General features: G+C 40.5%; 10 protein-coding genes and 2 tRNA genes. 6 read left to right on the top strand and 6 right to left on the bottom strand.

The window, feature by feature from the left end:
• Both M595_RS02205 and M595_RS02200 read right to left on the bottom strand, forming a co-directional pair.
• A complete protein-coding gene (locus M595_RS02205) occupies window positions 1–1,407 on the bottom strand; it encodes an HD domain-containing phosphohydrolase (protein ID WP_023064406.1) in 1,407 nt (468 codons plus the stop codon).
• Window positions 1,408–1,758: 351 nt separating this feature from the next.
• Window positions 1,759–2,838, bottom strand: a complete 1,080-nt coding sequence (locus M595_RS02200; protein WP_023064435.1) for a PIN/TRAM domain-containing protein — start codon at window positions 2,836–2,838, stop codon at window positions 1,759–1,761.
• A 287-nt stretch (window positions 2,839–3,125) separates the two neighbouring features.
• Here M595_RS02200 and hemW point away from each other — a divergent pair, with 287 nt between their 5' ends.
• The 3 genes from hemW to M595_RS02185 all read left to right on the top strand — a co-directional run bounded on the left by hemW (window position 3,126) and on the right by M595_RS02185 (window position 5,472).
• Complete coding sequence (hemW, locus tag M595_RS02195; protein WP_023064345.1) at window positions 3,126–4,367, top strand: radical SAM family heme chaperone HemW; 1,242 nt, start codon at window positions 3,126–3,128, stop codon at window positions 4,365–4,367.
• A 563-nt stretch (window positions 4,368–4,930) separates the two neighbouring features.
• Window positions 4,931–5,224, top strand: coding sequence for a DUF1830 domain-containing protein (locus M595_RS02190; protein ID WP_023064405.1), 294 nt, complete (start codon window positions 4,931–4,933; stop codon window positions 5,222–5,224).
• Window positions 5,225–5,395: 171 nt separating this feature from the next.
• A tRNA-Met gene (locus M595_RS02185) sits at window positions 5,396–5,472 on the top strand.
• A gap of 357 nt (window positions 5,473–5,829) precedes the next feature.
• On the opposite strand, the gene M595_RS02180 is transcribed toward M595_RS02185, so the two are convergent.
• Window positions 5,830–7,023, bottom strand: a complete 1,194-nt coding sequence (locus M595_RS02180; RefSeq protein ID WP_023064288.1) for an aminotransferase class V-fold PLP-dependent enzyme — start codon at window positions 7,021–7,023, stop codon at window positions 5,830–5,832.
• 198 nt (window positions 7,024–7,221) lie between these two features.
• Here M595_RS02180 and M595_RS02175 point away from each other — a divergent pair, with 198 nt between their 5' ends.
• On the top strand, window positions 7,222–8,763 hold the full coding sequence (locus M595_RS02175) for a TM0106 family RecB-like putative nuclease (RefSeq protein ID WP_023064270.1): 1,542 nt from the start codon (window positions 7,222–7,224) through the stop codon (window positions 8,761–8,763).
• A gap of 23 nt (window positions 8,764–8,786) precedes the next feature.
• Complete coding sequence (locus tag M595_RS02170; RefSeq protein WP_023064342.1) at window positions 8,787–9,980, top strand: esterase-like activity of phytase family protein; 1,194 nt, start codon at window positions 8,787–8,789, stop codon at window positions 9,978–9,980.
• Between the two features lie 112 nt (window positions 9,981–10,092).
• Here the strand turns inward: M595_RS02170 and M595_RS02165 are convergent.
• Window positions 10,093–10,164, bottom strand: a tRNA-Thr gene (locus M595_RS02165).
• A gap of 79 nt (window positions 10,165–10,243) precedes the next feature.
• A complete protein-coding gene (locus M595_RS02160; protein WP_023064266.1) occupies window positions 10,244–12,223 on the bottom strand; it encodes a sensor histidine kinase in 1,980 nt (659 codons plus the stop codon).
• A gap of 459 nt (window positions 12,224–12,682) precedes the next feature.
• Between M595_RS02160 and M595_RS02155 the strand changes: the two genes are divergently transcribed.
• Window positions 12,683–14,188: a cryptochrome/photolyase family protein gene (locus M595_RS02155; protein ID WP_023064358.1), complete on the top strand. Its 1,506-nt coding sequence runs from the start codon at window positions 12,683–12,685 to the stop codon at window positions 14,186–14,188.
• Window positions 14,189–14,193: 5 nt separating this feature from the next.
• On the opposite strand, the gene M595_RS02150 is transcribed toward M595_RS02155, so the two are convergent.
• A complete protein-coding gene (locus M595_RS02150; protein ID WP_040483451.1) occupies window positions 14,194–15,423 on the bottom strand; it encodes a class I SAM-dependent methyltransferase in 1,230 nt (409 codons plus the stop codon).
• Window positions 15,424–15,593 lie beyond the last annotated feature (170 nt).

The raw sequence follows: 15,593 nt of genomic DNA, 5'->3' as shown, positions 1-15,593 counted from the left end.
TCAACTATTTGATTTAATCTGATCCAAAGGAGAGCTGTCCTCTAACCAGACATTGGGGAGTTGAGCAGGTCGATCCGGTAACTGCATTAAACCAATTTCTGAGAGTCGCACCACGGTACTGAGTGACTCAACTAACTGAGGATCAAAGCGAGTTCCGCTCAATTTTTGGCATTTTTCTAGGGCTTCAGACAAACTCAACGCCGGACGATTTCCCCGAGGTTGAATCCATTCTTGGAAGTAAGAAACTAATCCTAAAATTCGCGCTTTGATATTAATTTCTTCCCCCTGTTGACCATCTGGTTTACCGCTACCATCCCAATGTTCGAGTTGATGAGCCACAACATCCTTAATGATCGCAATTTCGGGCATCGCCTCTAATAGTCTTGCTCCAATTACGGCTCGTTCTTTCCAGAAGGCGAGAGTTGCATCGTCCATTTCTTCTGGGCTTTGAGTAAAGACTTCTAGGGGTGCAGAGGCTAAACCAATGCGATGCAGTAACCCCGCCAGGCGTAAACGCCTTAACCTCACCGTGGGTAAATCTAATAGTTGACCTATGGTTTCGCACAAAGCGGAGACTTGCAGGGAAGCAAAGGGGTTGTCTTTGTCTCGTTCATCGACTCGTTGGGCCATGCGGAGAAAAGCCTGTAATTTATTGGCATTAATATTACGGCTGACTCGCTTGGCTTGGCCTTCAAGTTCTCGCAGTTCACGGGCTTGGCGGTTGACGGCGATCAGTTCTTGCTGGGAGGTTTGCAAATAAGTCACTATCCGGGAAACTACCCCGGTCAAGTCGGGAACCGCCGGACAGGTGGTTTTGAGAATATCTTGGTGCTGCTGCTGGAGTCGGCCAGCCAACTCCGGGTTGTAAGGCCCGATGCGCTCGATTAAGATTTCCGCCGACTTGCGAACCAATTCGCAGTCAAACGTCCACAACCCGTAAAATTTCCGCTCGGTATCGTCCTTCGGTTTTCCCTGGGGGAGATATTCTTCCTCCGAGAGTTCGTGACACAACACCATCGCCGTGTAACCCGGCGCCAGAATGATCAAATTCCATTCTTCCACCAAGCTATCGCTATCTTCCAAGTTGATCAAAGAGACGTTTTCCAACTGTCCCGTGCGATGGTTGATAAATCCACTATCCGGTTTGGCGGCGATCGCAACATGACGGCAACACGGAGCAATATCATAGTAACGTTCAGCTTCTTGTAGATACCACTTTCCTTCTTGAAATGTGACTAAAACAAGGGGTTGTTGGCTGGGTTCAGGAGTAGAGGTTTGTAAAATGTGGTCTTCTAAGGCATGGCACAGCGACACTAAGGTGTTTTTATAGTAAACTCCAAAGCTTGAAGGCAGTTGACCATTAGGCTGTGCTGTTTTGAGTTGATGTAATGTGGATTCTGGATTCATATCGACAGGCAATCCTGACTGTTCTTTAAATCTTAACTTAAACTGTGGAAAGCCCGACATCTCGAATGGTACGCTCCGTTGTCGGAGGAGAACCATTCAGGGTAGGCATAGATTCTTCACCTAAAATTGATCCCAGATTGTCAGATCGGGTTTTGTAAATCTGCAATCTCAATCAAGTTCAGAGACTCCGCTCCAAAATTGTGCCATAGTGAGCGGCTAAAATACCATCTTAAGATGGTTTGAGCAGATCATCGCACAAAAAACACGACGATCAGATGAGATTGCCGTGTCTTGGGGGGGTTGTTTTTCGGGTGGTTTCCCTGATTCAAGATTCACCAACTGAAGTCAACCCTAAGCCATAACAGATTGTTCGGTTCGAGCAAAAATCATCCGTCCCGCCGAAGTTTGTAAAGAACTGGTGACAATCACTCTGACCTGATCACCGACATAATCACTTCCGGCTTCTACAACAACCATTGTGCCATCTTCGAGGTAGCCAATGCCTTGGGAGGGTTCTTTTCCTTCTTTGCGAATTTTTAAGTCTAGACCATCTCCGGGTAAGTAGTTGGGGCGTAACGCTTGAGTTAAGTCGTTAATGTTCAATACCGAGATTTGCTGCACAGTTGCCACTTGAGACAAGTTATAGTCATTGGTGAGCAAGGTAGCATTGATATCTAGAGCGAGTCGCACCAATTTAGCATCAACAGTTTGTACATCTTCGTAGTCTGCTGAATGAATCTGAATGCGATCAGGATAATTTTCTCGAATTTGATTTAAGATTTCTAATCCTCGGCGTCCACGCGCTCGCTTTTGGTCATTGGCTGCATCTGCCACCAGTTGCAACTCTTGTAAAATGAAGCCCGGGACTAAGATTTGTCCTTCGAGAAAGCCCGTTTCTAACAACTTCTCTACTCGACCGTCAATAATACAACTCGTATCGAGAATTTTGCTGGAAGCTGGTTTGAGTGTACCTTCAGCGATGAGCATACTTTCTAGACTGTTGGGGTTCAGCAGTCGTAAAAAAGCTCGTCCGTGGGTATCGGCTAGATTTACTCCGGTAAACCCTAACATTACACTGAACAATACAGCGACTAACGGCTTGATAAAGCCAAATTCTCTCGGAATTGGCAACAGAAATAAGGGTGCTAGCATCAGGTTCGCCACTAATAGCCCAATGACTAAGCCAATGGCACGAGTCAGCAGTACGTCAATAGGCATCTGTCGGACTTGCTCTTCGAGTCGGCGATAGGTGGTTTGAACCACTAAGCCTAGCACTCCTCCGATGAGGGCCGTGAATGCAGCCGTAACTGATCGCAGTCCCTCGATATTGGTGACTTGCTCCAGTACATTGTAAGGAAGCAGTTCAATACCATAGAAGCCCATTCCTGCGCCCGCTAGGATGAATAGAATGATAATGATTGCATCTAGCATTGCTTTAGGCTAATGGAATTGGATAGGGAAATCCCTATGGGAATTTCCACAGGTTTTCGTTCTATTATATCGTTCCATCAAACTTTACTGTTTTCGTGATCGTCTTTCGGTAAACCCTACAATTTTTTTAGGATGATCAGACTATTTTTTTTGCTCAATCGGCTGTAGCACCAATCCTTTTGAGGATCGTGACTGAGCTTGAATCAGATTATCCCACAATGGGTTTAAGTTTGAGGATAATAGATTGAGTGAAATTTTGTTAATACGAGCCACACAACATTCTTGAGATGGTAAACTCCCCAATTTTCTCAATTCCAACCTCAGCTTATCTTCATATTCCCTTTTGTCGTCGTCGATGCTACTACTGTGATTTTGCGGTGTCTGTTGTCGGCGATCGCAAACGGGGTGAAAATTCGACTTGGATACAACAGTATGTCGATGTGTTGTGTGAGGAAATTACTCAAGCCCCTGTCGAAGATCAGCCTCTAGAAACGATTTTTTTTGGCGGGGGAACCCCTTCGCTGTTATCGGTGAGTCAGTTGGGTCAAATTCTTGATAGACTTGAGCAACGTTTTGGGATTGACGCTCAGGCTGAAATCTCGATGGAAATGGACCCTGACACGTTTGATCTTCATCGGTTACAAGGATTTATCAATTTAGGGATCAATCGAGTTAGTTTGGGTGTACAAGCCTTTCAAGATGAACTTTTACAAGCCTGTGGGCGATCGCATACGGTAGCTGATGTTTGGAAGGCTATTGATTTAATTCACGCTGTCGGAGTTTCTAATTATAGTCTGGATCTGATTTCGGGTTTACCCCATCAAACTCTAGAACTTTGGCAACAGTCTGTAGAGCAGGTTTTAACCCTCAATCCTCCTCATATTTCCCATTATGATCTAATTGTCGAACCTAAAACGGTCTTTGGACGATATTATTCTCCGGGAGAGTCACCGCTACCGACGGATGAAAGCACAACGGCGATGTATCGTTGGGCGCAAAAAATCCTCACTCAAGCGGGTTATACTCACTATGAAATCTCGAATTATGCCCAACCGGGTATGCAGTGTCGCCATAATTTAGTGTACTGGCATTGTCAGCCCTACTACGGGTTTGGAATGGGGGCTGCGAGTTATTTACAGGGATATCGCCTCACTCGCCCTCGACAGACTCAACTTTATCATCAGTGGGTACACTCTGAAGATCAAATGCAAAATGCCGAATGGGTTAATCGTGCTTGTGATCAGTTACTTGAAAGGCTAATGTTGGGGCTGCGATTGTCTGAAGGACTGAATTTAAGGAGTTTGAGTCAACAATTTGGACAACAAACGGTTAAAGATATTCTCCATTGCTTGCATCCCTACCAAGAACAAGGATGGGTGGAAGTTGTAGCGAGGGATGGGGAGGCTGATATGACGATTTCTGGATCTCTGAGATTAACTGATCCAGAAGGCTTCTTATTTTCCAATACAATTTTAGCCAGCCTATTTCGCTATTTTACGGATTCTGAAATTTCTGACCAGTACAGTTGAGGAATATTTTTACCAAAACAGTTCTTTTTTGAGGCTTAAATCTAGTCTTTAATAAATTCTTTATAAAAATAAAAACACAAAGTAAAAATTTGTATAATAGCTAATTGTAATTTATACAACTCCTGTGGTGATAGAGGATGGCTGATCATCGCTCTCTAGCTCAAGAGAGATTTATCAAACTGATCTTGCAAAAAGGCTTTAACAAGCAGTAGAATTAGAATAAGGATTGACCTAAACGCAAAGTTAAGATGTAAGGGATCAAGACAGCAAAATGGGTCAACTCCAGAGTTGGCGAAAAAAAATTGAGTCCAATCTACTTCTATAGAAAATTGATCGGGTTAAGCCCAATTCGGATAGATCGGCTGAAAAGCTACAAGTCTGTCCGTTTGAGTTAAAGCCAACTGACCCAATGGGTAAAGCTGTTTTTTTTGACGGTAGAAAGGGAGAGGACATTTCGGGGATTTTCAAACATCTCAGAAATTTCTAGACAATTGGGGATCATACCTCGGCAAAATGAGGAATGGGTCTTTGATAAAAACAACATTTGAAATGAGGATTTCACAATGACATTAACATTGGATAAATTGCCTGCAAGTTGTGGGATTAAGAAACTTTGCTGCTATTTTAACGAGAGTGACAAAGTACAGGTTGTGCGGATTAGTAATATTCAAAATTGGTATTTAGAACGAGTGGTTTTCCCTCAGGAAGACTTTCTATTTGAAGCCCCTTCACAAGCGGAGTTAGAAGTCTATCAAGACGCCAATGAGGGAGTACAATTACTAGCCAAGCATTCCTGCTCTAGCCTGCAAGTTGAAGAAGGGAATGAGCCGAAATCCGCCAACTCCTCCAATTCTTAGCATCCTCACTAAAAATACGATCGCGCCTCTCCCTGTGTTGTTGATCGATGCAAGGCGATCGCGATTGCTCAAAGCCTTAACAGTATTGGAATTGAGGAAGACTCAATTCATTGATTTGAATTAGGGGGTTGTCAGTTTGGTGTTGATCAGGTTATAGTAATAGAAGTGCGACGCGGGGTAGAGCAGTCTGGTAGCTCGTCGGGCTCATAACCCGAAGGTCAGTGGTTCAAATCCGCTCCCCGCCACCAAATCTAACAGCAGTGATCAAGTCAGTTTGTTACACTGACTTTTATTCTGTTTTTAAACTTTCCCCTCATATTCCTCTAAGAGGATACTATCCTAACAGCAGGGCGAGAAACGGTGTATCTTGTTATCTAACCCCCAACAATCGGATAACTCTATATCTGTTAACTCTTATATTTAACCCATAAAAGTAACTTTGAACTCTGAAACCCTTAACTGTAGTTGGGTTTTATACCTTCCCTGATTTTTCCCTCACTCAATTTTCAAGATTCAAATCTGAGGGATTTAAGGTTAAACTGGAGTAGGTCAAAGCCAGTAGAAATGGTTCGAGTCCTACCCCACCCGTCAAAGCCTGATTGTCTCTAGATCAAGCCAGTCGGTGAAGAATTTAGAGTAGCGATGGCAATGACCAATCGATCAATTTCTGATTTCTCTGTAAAATAGTGAATACAAGCGCGAATACAATCAGGATTTAAAATCGTTCGCACACAAATATTCTGCTTTTCCAACGACTCAACAACGGCTTGATGAACTAAACCATTTGTCAGTTGAAACGACACTAACCCTGCTTCTGGGGGTGCAGTTCGTAAACAATGAACATCAGACAATTCCGATAACCTTTGCCACAAATATTGACTGAGATGACAGATTTGTTGATAACGTTCCTCCGTCGTTCCCCATTCGTGATGCAGTGTAATTGAACGTCTCAAACCTGCATACAACGGATAAGCAGAAGTCGCTACTTCATACCGTCTCGCATCCGGTTTCCAATTCACCGGAGTTCCGGTTTTGTCGTATTGAATTGAACGCCAACCAACATAAGACGGAGAAAGAGTTGTTAAAGCATCTGGACTCAGATAAAATCCCCCACTCCCTTCTGGCCCACACCACCATTTATGACCCGTAAACGCATAAAAATCAACCTCTAACGCCGTTAAATTGAGCGGTAAAACCCCCACCGACTGCGCCGCATCTACCAACACTCTAACTTTCCCTTGGGACTGGCTGTGACAACATTTAACAATCTCACCCAATGGCAAAACTTGACCCGTATTCCATAAAATATGACTAATCACCAATAAGCGAGTATTCGGTTGTAAATGCGTCTCAATCACAGAAACCGGATCACCTTGGTTTAAAGTTTCTCTCAACGGACACACCGATACCTCTATCTGAAAACGCCGTTGAAGTTCTTGAATAATCGCAATAATACCAGGATGTTCACAATCCGACAGTAACAGATGATCTCCCGGTTGCCAATCGATTCCCCACAGGGCAATATTACAGCCTACAGTCACATTTTCCGTCAAAGTGATCGTTTCTGCACTCACCCCCAACTCACGCGCCATACAGTCTCGCATCTGGGCTGATTCTTCAGTAACCCAACTTCCCGCTTTCCCCGAAAATGGCCCTTTTTGTTGAACTTGTTCGTAGGATTGATAAATGGCATCGAGAGAAAGCTGAGGTAGTGGGCCTTGTCCACCATAATTAAAGTAGGCTTTGTTTGCTAAAGCGGGAAACTGTTGTCGATAAGTTTCTAATGTCAAATTCGTCATAATTAGTTCAATCGGTCGTAAGTCATCATCTGTTACTGCCTAACTACCGTATACCACAAAGCTAGATTTAACTCATAATAAGGAATAGGAGAGAGAATCGCTTCAGGAGTGGAAGTTGTAATTTACCGCTTTGCTTTCTGTTCGTTTCCCGATCTTCTACAAATCGCCTGCTATTTTCATCCCTTCAACTCAGATTTCATGTTGATTACCGACCAAAAACTTTTGTTCTACCAACGGTGTTCTAGACGCACCTATCTTGATGTTTATGGAGATTTTAGCCAAAAAGATCCCCCAAGTGATTTTTTACTCAAATTGATGCAAGATAGTTTTAATTTTCAGCAAACCATTTTAGCCGATCACCCTTACCAACAACCGGATTATCCCAAACGAAACTGGTTTTTAGGCGCACAAGCGACGTTGAACTTGATGAAACAAGGGGTTGAATGTATTCATAAAGGTGTGTTACTTCTGAGTGAAGAACCGATAGAAAATATTCAGTCTATTGAAAGTTCCTCTCAAGTGATTTTACTCAGTTATCCTGATTTATTGGTCAAACATCCCGGACAGTCTAAATTTGGGGACTGGATCTATATTCCGACTGATATTAGACTCGGTAAACGTCCTAAACTTGATTATCAAATTATTTCCGCCTTTCATGCTTATGTTTTAGCTGAAGTTCAAGGGGGTAAACCGGAAAAGTCTAGGCTGATTTTAAGGACAAAAAGGGTCTGTGATGTTAACTTAAATCAGCGCATTCCTCAGATGCAAGAAATTTTAACAGACTGTATTGAAACCCTGCAAAAACAACAAGAACCGGAAGTTTTTATTGCGCGTCAAAAATGTAATTTATGTCAGTGGTATAGTCGGTGTTATGCGAGCGCTCAATCTCAAAATCATCTTTCTTTACTTCCGGGTGTAACACCGAGTCGTTATAGTCGTTTACAAACTTTAAATATTACAACAGTTGATTCTCTTGCTGAAACGTCTCTAGACTTTTTACTGAATTATCCTGAGTTTAATGAAGGTGTTGCGGCGCAAATTATTCAACAAGCAGGAGCGACTTTAAATAATCAAGCAGTTCTTCGTTCTTCCCCAGAAAATCTCAAAAATGGCAAATCTATTGATATAAAAATAGAAAATAATTCAGTTAAATCGGTTCTAAATTATCTACCTAATGTGTTGCAACGTTCACCGATTGAACTTTATTTTGATATTGAAGCACAACCGGAGTTAAACTTAGATTATCTTCATGGTGTGTTAGTGGTAGATCGACAGAACAATACTCAAAAGCTCTATTCATTTTTAGCTGAAAGTAAAGCCGAAGAAGAAAGAATTTGGTCTGAGTTTTTAAACTTGGTTTGGACTTATCCAATTGCACCTATTTTTCATTTTTGTGACTATGAATCCCAAACAATTAAGCGGTTAGCAAAAGTCTATAATACACCAGATTATCTGTGGAAACCTTTACTCAAACGTCTAATTGATATTCATCAACAAGTGACTTACTGGGTTACACTTCCCGTCGAAAGTTATGCGTTAAAACCAATTGCACGTTGGATGGGGTTTGAGTGGAATGATCCTAGCGCAAATGGCGCTCAGTGTGTTTACTGGTATGAACAATGGCTAAAAACAGGTGATCGCACTTTACTTGATACGATTGTCCGTTATAATCAAGATGATTGTCAAGCTACTTTTCATGTCAAAGAATGGTTAACTAATTTCTTAGAAAATGTTGATTAATTTAAAGCTGTAGTTCAAAATACATGAATGCAAAAGTAAACTCTATTCTGATTTTAATCTGTGGATGGTTAATTCTGATCGCCATTTTGATCAATCCATCAAAAATGACTTTAGCCACAGATATCAGGTTTGATTTGATCGGACAAGTTATTTTTCCAACCGGATTTTTATTTGAAGAAACTGAAGTTGGAGGATTATCAGGAATTACTTACAGCCCCGATCAACAAGTTTATTATGCAATTTCTGATGATCGCAGCAGTAAAGCACCCGCTCGATTTTATACTCTGAAAATTGACTTGAGTTCAGATACCCTTTCTGCCGATGGTGTTAATATTATTGACGAAATAACTTTACTCAATTCTCTCGGTGAACCCTTTCCTGCAATGAGTTTAGATCCCGAAGGAATTGCATTTACAGGAGACAGTGTATTGATTTCCTCAGAAGGAGATGTTCAGCGATCGCAACCCCCTTTTATTAAAGAATTTTCCCTCGATGGACAAGAAATCAGAAGCTTTCCCATTCCTGATAAATTTCAGGCTACTGTTGAGGAAAAAGAATGGGGAATTCGCAATAATTTAGCGTTAGAAAGTTTAACCCTAACTCCCGATCAACATTATCTCTTTACCGCGACAGAAAATGCACTGGTTCAGGATGGAAAAACTGCGAGTCCAACAGCAGGAAGTCCTTGTCGAATTTTAAGATATAATATGGAGACGGGTCAACCCGATCAAGAATTTCTCTACATTACCGATCCTATTGTCACCGCACCCCGTTTCCCAACCAATTTTCAGATTAATGGTTTAGTGGATCTGCTAGCCTTGGATGAAAATCATTTACTGGCTTTAGAACGTTCTTTTGCACTTGGTGTTGGAAATACGATAAAATTATTTAAACTCTCTTTAGATGCAGCCGATCGCATTCAGGGAATAGATCGCCTTCAAGGTGAAATTGCGGATTTATCTCCAGTTCGCAAAACCCTGTTGTTGAATTTGAATACATTGAACCTTCGTTTAGACAATATCGAAGGCTTAACCTGGGGTTCAATACTGTCTGATGGTCGGCGATCGCTAATTTTGATTAGTGATAATAATTTTAATTCCCTACAGTTCACCCAAATTATCACCTTAGCTGTAGAGATGGAGGAGGTGAGGAAATACTCTAAAAAGAGGACAGAGAATTCGATAAGCTACCGAAAAGCTGGGAATTACCCCGTTTAACTTCTATCTCTATCCCTGGCTTGATTTCGGTGTCAGTCTCTAACTTTTATCCAGCTTACAATTGATCACAAGTTCTAGACAAGTCACTTCTGAAACTATTATTTAAAAAAGAAGCCGATGAGGGGATTTGAACCCCTGACCTACGCATTACGAGTGCGCCGCTCTACCACTGAGCCACATCGGCACAACTAATAACTATAGCACATTGTCAGCGTTTACTTCTGTCTTTTCTCTCTTGCTTCCGATTAATGTTAGAAACTGCATCACAGGTTGGAAAACAACTTAGTCTCAGAAGAGGATAGGGCGACAGGTATGAACAGAGTAACTGTGGTTCCTTGATTTTCGCCTTTGCTATAAAGTTCAATAGAACCACCCATCATGGTCATTAAACTTTGGGAAATGCTTAATCCTAAGCCAATACCACCAAACTCACGAGTGGTTGAACCATCAACGACAGCAAAGGGTTGAAAGAGTTTATCCTGTTTTTCTACCGCTATACCGATTCCGGTATCTTGGACGATAATAACAGCTTGAAATTTCTCCTCACAGGATTCATAGGATATTCGATCACATTGTACGATGGGGTGAACTTCAGCAGTGATCATAATCCGACCTTTTTTTGTAAATTTAACCGCATTACTTAAAATATTGAGAAAAACCTGTTTCAGTTTATCTGGGTCAGCCCAGACTTTGATCGGGTCTTGAAGATGTACTTTTAAAGATAAACCTTTTTGATGAATTTCTAAGCTTTGAGTGGCGATTACTTCTCGAATGATTTGAACTAAGTCTACCGGTTTTTGAGTAATGGAGAGTTGTCCTTCTTGAATGAGAGCAATATCTAAAATATCATTAACAATACTATAAAGATGCAAAGCTGATTGATTCGCCATGTCTAAATATTGTTGTTCTTCTTCAGGAGTATCACACAAATCATCTCGGAGAAATTGGAGAGAATTAATAATACCGTTGAGTGGGGTTCTCAGTTCGTGAGAAATAATTCGTAAAAATTCATCTTTGAGTTGATTGGCGATTTGAGCTTCTTTAGTGGCGAGTTCTAATGCAGATGCTCTTGATTGTAGCCGTTCAACCATAATACTAATCGCTTGTCCGAGTTGGATAAATTCTCTGATTTTTAAGTTTTGAGGAATTGATCTAGGTGATTTTCGGCTATTAATGGTTAAAGCATAATCTCTCAATCGTTCAAGTGGACGCGCTAAATCTCGAGATAAATAAAGTGCTGCAATTATACTAGCTGCAATTAAACTAATCGTTAAATAAAATAAAACGGAGTTGATTTCTTTTAAACCGGAGAGTGCATCATCTAAACTGGTGACGGCTAAAATCACCCATTGACTTTCTTTGTCCTGAGAAATTGGACTGGAAACTGCGCCATATCCAGCGAGTAATTCATTCCCGTGTTGGTCAAAAAAGAATAAATGTACAAAATCTTTCTCTCCAGATAATGCACTATCAATGATCTTTTGAAGGCGGGGGCCATCAGTTTCCTCATTGATGTTAACTCCGACTCTTTCAGGTTCAGGATGAGCAATAATTCGACCGGCTTCATCCAGAACTACTGTAAAACCTGTTAAGGATTTGGGTCTGTCTTTAGAGGATAAGGGCAAATAGGATTCTAAGATTAAAACGTATTTTAGTTGATTTAAGTTTGGGGATTCTGTTACATAAACAGGAGTCATAAAAACAAGCTGTATTTTATTGTTCCAGGGAGGAATAGAGGGTGATTTTTCAAGTTTTGTCAGGGGAGAAAATTGAGAACCAAACACTCTATTTTGGATATAAACGCTTGTCGGGGTTAATATCTGATCTTGAGATTTTGTCTCAGCCCATAGGTTCGGAGGAATTTCAATAATCGCTTGATTTCCACAACTACTGGCTTGAATCTGATTGGTTTGAATATTCACCAATTGTAAACAGTTTACTTGAGTCGGAAGTTGTTGTTCTAGTTCTTTAATAAATTGTTGATAATCTTTGGACTGTTCTGATTGTAATATTGTGCTTTCTGTTGCTAAGATTAGATTAGACTGGAGGGATTTTACCCAGTAGTTAATATCTTGTGCCATCTCAACTGCGCTTTCAGTTAAATTGAGACGAGCAGTTTCGAGTAAACCTGATCTCGCCTTCCGATAGGTGACATATTCTCCGACAAGGAGAACTGGAACACTTAGCAGTAAAATCCGAGACAGAAGTATTCGACGAAATGAGGATTGACCGAGTTTAGGCATGGTCTGTTCTAAACTGTTTGAACTGAAGGTGCATGATCGGCCAATAGCTTGACCTAAATTAAACGAGGACTAGAGTTAGAAAAAGGGAGATGTGAATTGAAAAGTTGAGTGAGTAGGAAGTTAACTAACTCTATGGTGAGAGTGCAAACCTAATCCGGTGAGGTTATAGGTTCTAATTCTATGATAAGTGATTTTTCAGTTTTCTCTTTATATCGTAACCCTTATTAACCTCAATTGCATCCAAACCATATATTAGTTGTGATAAAATACTGTAATTGCGTACAATTTATCCCTTCAATTAAAATATTTTCTGATCTTCTTTAGCAACCCAGTCTATGATTTTTATTCCTAATCATTTTCTGGATTTTAGAGAGAGTTTGGGAAGGGGTAATGACAAGATAGAAATATTTGTTTAAAATCTTTTATATTCTGACTATAAATTTTCAGGAAATTAGTTTAATGACAGTAGGAATTTGGATTTTAGGAGATCAGCTTTGGAGTCAACAAGCTGCATTACAAAGTGCAGACTCTGATTTTGAGATACCGATTATTTTGATTGAATCTCTAGAATTTGTCAGAGTTAGACCTGATCATCGCCAAAAACTGGTGTTGGTCTGGTCAGCAATGCGACATTTTGCAGCAGAATTGCGAGAGGCTGGTTGGTCTGTCACTTATATTATTACAGAAAAATCTGTGGAAGTTCCTCTCAAAAAATGGATTAAAGATCATCAAATTACTCAGTTGCGAGTGATGATTCCCAATGATCGACCTTTCCAGGAATTTATCCAAAATTTAAACTTATCTTGTCAAATCGATTGGTTAGAAAACAACCATTTCCTTTGGAAGAAAATCGAGTTTAAGCAATGGTCAAAAGGTCGTAAACGTTTATTAATGGAAGACTTTTATCGAGAAAGCCGCAAACGATTTAATATTTTGATGGAGGATAAACAACCGATTGGTAATCGCTGGAATTTTGATTCAGAAAATCGTAAACCACCTAAAGTAAAGTTAAATCCTCCTCATCCGCTTTGGTTTGAACCCGATGAAATAACTCAGACAACTATTGAACAGGTTAACCAAATTTCACTTCCATTATACGGGAAAACAGAGCCGTTTAGATGGGCAGTCACTCGTCAACAAGCACTTAAAGTTTTGCAATCCTTTATCGCCGAACGTCTACCTAATTTTGGTGCTTATCAAGATGCAATGGTTACAGGTGAACAAACTTTATGGCACGCTTTATTGTCTCCCTATTTGAATTTAGGTTTGTTGAATCCATTAGAAGTGATTCAAGCCGCAGAAACTGCTTATTATCAGCAAAATTTACCCCTAAATTGTGTAGAAGGATTTATTCGTCAGGTTCTCGGTTGGCGAGAATATATGCAGGGGATTTATCAATTAATGGATGCTGATTATTCCCAACACAATTATTTCAATCATACTCAATCTTTACCGAAGTTTTTTTGGGATGCTGAAAAAACGGATATGAATTGTTTATCTCAAGTGTTGTCTCAGGTGGAAAACACAGGATATGCTCATCATATTCAACGGTTAATGATCTTAAGTAATTTTGCTTTAATTGCAGGACTTTCCCCTCAAGAGGTTGAAAACTGGTTTCATGCGGTTTTTATTGATGCCTATGATTGGGTTATGCAAACTAATGTGATTGGGATGGGGTTATTTGCCGATGGCGGAATTCTGGCTTCTAAACCCTATGCTGCTTCTGCGAATTATGTTAATAAAATGAGCGATTACTGCAAAGGTTGTGTTTATAATCCTCGAAGTCGGACGGGCGAAAAAGCTTGTCCTTTTAATATTTTTTACTGGGATTTTCTCGATAGACATCGGGAAACACTCAAGTCTCTGGGGCGGATGAATTTGGTTCTTCGTCATTTGGATAAAATGTCGGAAAATGAACGTCAAATGATTCATCAACAGGCGGTTAATTGGCGTAGTCGATTTTAAGAATGTTAAAGTGTAGGAATGGTTAAACCTTTGAGTTGAATAGGATTTTCTGTGGCTAATCCTTTACTTTGTATTAAAACTCCAAAATTACCTAAACCCATCGGATTAATTAGAGAATGTAAAGCTTCCCGTCTTCGCAAAACTTCGGATAAATTTTGTCCTTGAGTTTGAGAGATAGCCGCAATGCGATCGCCAAGTCCTAATGCCATTAAAAACAGGGCTTGTTGGGTAAACCCAATAACTTCTAATCCTAATAATTCTCCTTGTTTTTCTAAGGCTGTAAAATCAACATGAGCGGTGATATCTTGTTGACCAATATGGATATAAGGATTATTATGATGACGATGTTGATAGTAACATTGTAATGTTCCACTCGCCCGAGTTGGGCTATAATAACGTTCAGCCGAATAACCGTAATCAATTGTCAATACAAATCCCTGTTGTAATTTGTTCGTAACTGTTGTCATCCAATCGAGTGCAGCCAAATTAATTTCAGTCCGATATCCATCAGAATAAATATCAGAGAATAAGTCAATTTTTAGCGTTTCAAAATAGGTTTGAAGTTGGGGGGTTGACAAATCAGCCTCAATTTCCGTAAAATAAGCGTTAATGCTATTGTTACCCTCACTGTGCGTGTTAAGGGAAACATAGATTTCTCGCAGTTGACGATTGCGAACAACGACTTGGTGTACAGGTAAAGCATCTACGAGTTCGTTGGAGAAGAAACAGCCTGTAATGGAATCGTTAGGAATGTCATCCCATTCACACCAACGCACCGAGACGGAAGAACCGATTTGATCACTGAGTTTCTGTTGTTGTTCTGCTTTGAGGGCGGCTGATTTTTCAATAATGATATAGTCTACAGCGTTGAAACAGTGCGGATACCGTTGCTGAATGTATTGTAAGATATCTGCGGCGAGAATACCTTGTCCAGCGCCCATTTCTACAAGAGTAAAAGGCTGAGGTTGATGTAAAACCTCCCACATCTCCACCAATTGTTCAGCCAGTAATTCTCCAAAGTCCTTACCCAAATGGGGCGCTGTAAAAAAGTCTCCAGAGGCGCCGATGCGAGTTGGAGGGGTAGCGTAATATCCCTGTTGAGGATGATAAAGAACCCAACTCATATATTCAGCGAAAGAGATACGCTGATTTGGGCTTTTGTTAATGTGCTGAGTTATGAACTCACGCAGTATTAAATTTGACTCATTACCGTTATTTTGAGGTTGAACAGTCATTGCTACTGTGGATTACAGGGTTTATGGGTTCATTTAAAGTCTAACAAAAGTTATCGCTTTACAGGCTAAAAACAATGCTTCATCAACTTACCACATTCCAGGCAACAGTGTAGTTATGAGTTTTAGCGATCACTAAAGTTTAGCTTTGATTTACTCTAATTTTTTAAGAA

The organism is Lyngbya aestuarii BL J (assembly GCF_000478195.2).
In the GTDB taxonomy this organism is placed as follows: Bacteria; Cyanobacteriota; Cyanobacteriia; order Cyanobacteriales; family Microcoleaceae; genus Capilliphycus; species Capilliphycus aestuarii.
Note: the sequence above shows the minus strand (reverse complement) of the source record. Positions and strands in the feature narration are given on the sequence as shown.

Coding starts and splice junctions, on each gene's coding strand:
- M595_RS02190 (WP_023064405.1), top strand. CDS start 4,931: ATGACATTAACATTGGATAAATTGCCTGCAAGTTGTGGGATTAAGAAA.
- M595_RS02205 (WP_023064406.1), bottom strand. CDS start 1,407: ATGAATCCAGAATCCACATTACATCAACTCAAAACAGCACAGCCTAAT.
- M595_RS02200 (WP_023064435.1), bottom strand. CDS start 2,838: ATGCTAGATGCAATCATTATCATTCTATTCATCCTAGCGGGCGCAGGA.
- M595_RS02180 (WP_023064288.1), bottom strand. CDS start 7,023: ATGACGAATTTGACATTAGAAACTTATCGACAACAGTTTCCCGCTTTA.
- M595_RS02175 (WP_023064270.1), top strand. CDS start 7,222: ATGTTGATTACCGACCAAAAACTTTTGTTCTACCAACGGTGTTCTAGA.
- hemW (WP_023064345.1), top strand. CDS start 3,126: ATGGTAAACTCCCCAATTTTCTCAATTCCAACCTCAGCTTATCTTCAT.
- M595_RS02160 (WP_023064266.1), bottom strand. CDS start 12,223: ATGCCTAAACTCGGTCAATCCTCATTTCGTCGAATACTTCTGTCTCGG.
- M595_RS02150 (WP_040483451.1), bottom strand. CDS start 15,423: ATGACTGTTCAACCTCAAAATAACGGTAATGAGTCAAATTTAATACTG.
- M595_RS02170 (WP_023064342.1), top strand. CDS start 8,787: ATGAATGCAAAAGTAAACTCTATTCTGATTTTAATCTGTGGATGGTTA.
- M595_RS02155 (WP_023064358.1), top strand. CDS start 12,683: ATGACAGTAGGAATTTGGATTTTAGGAGATCAGCTTTGGAGTCAACAA.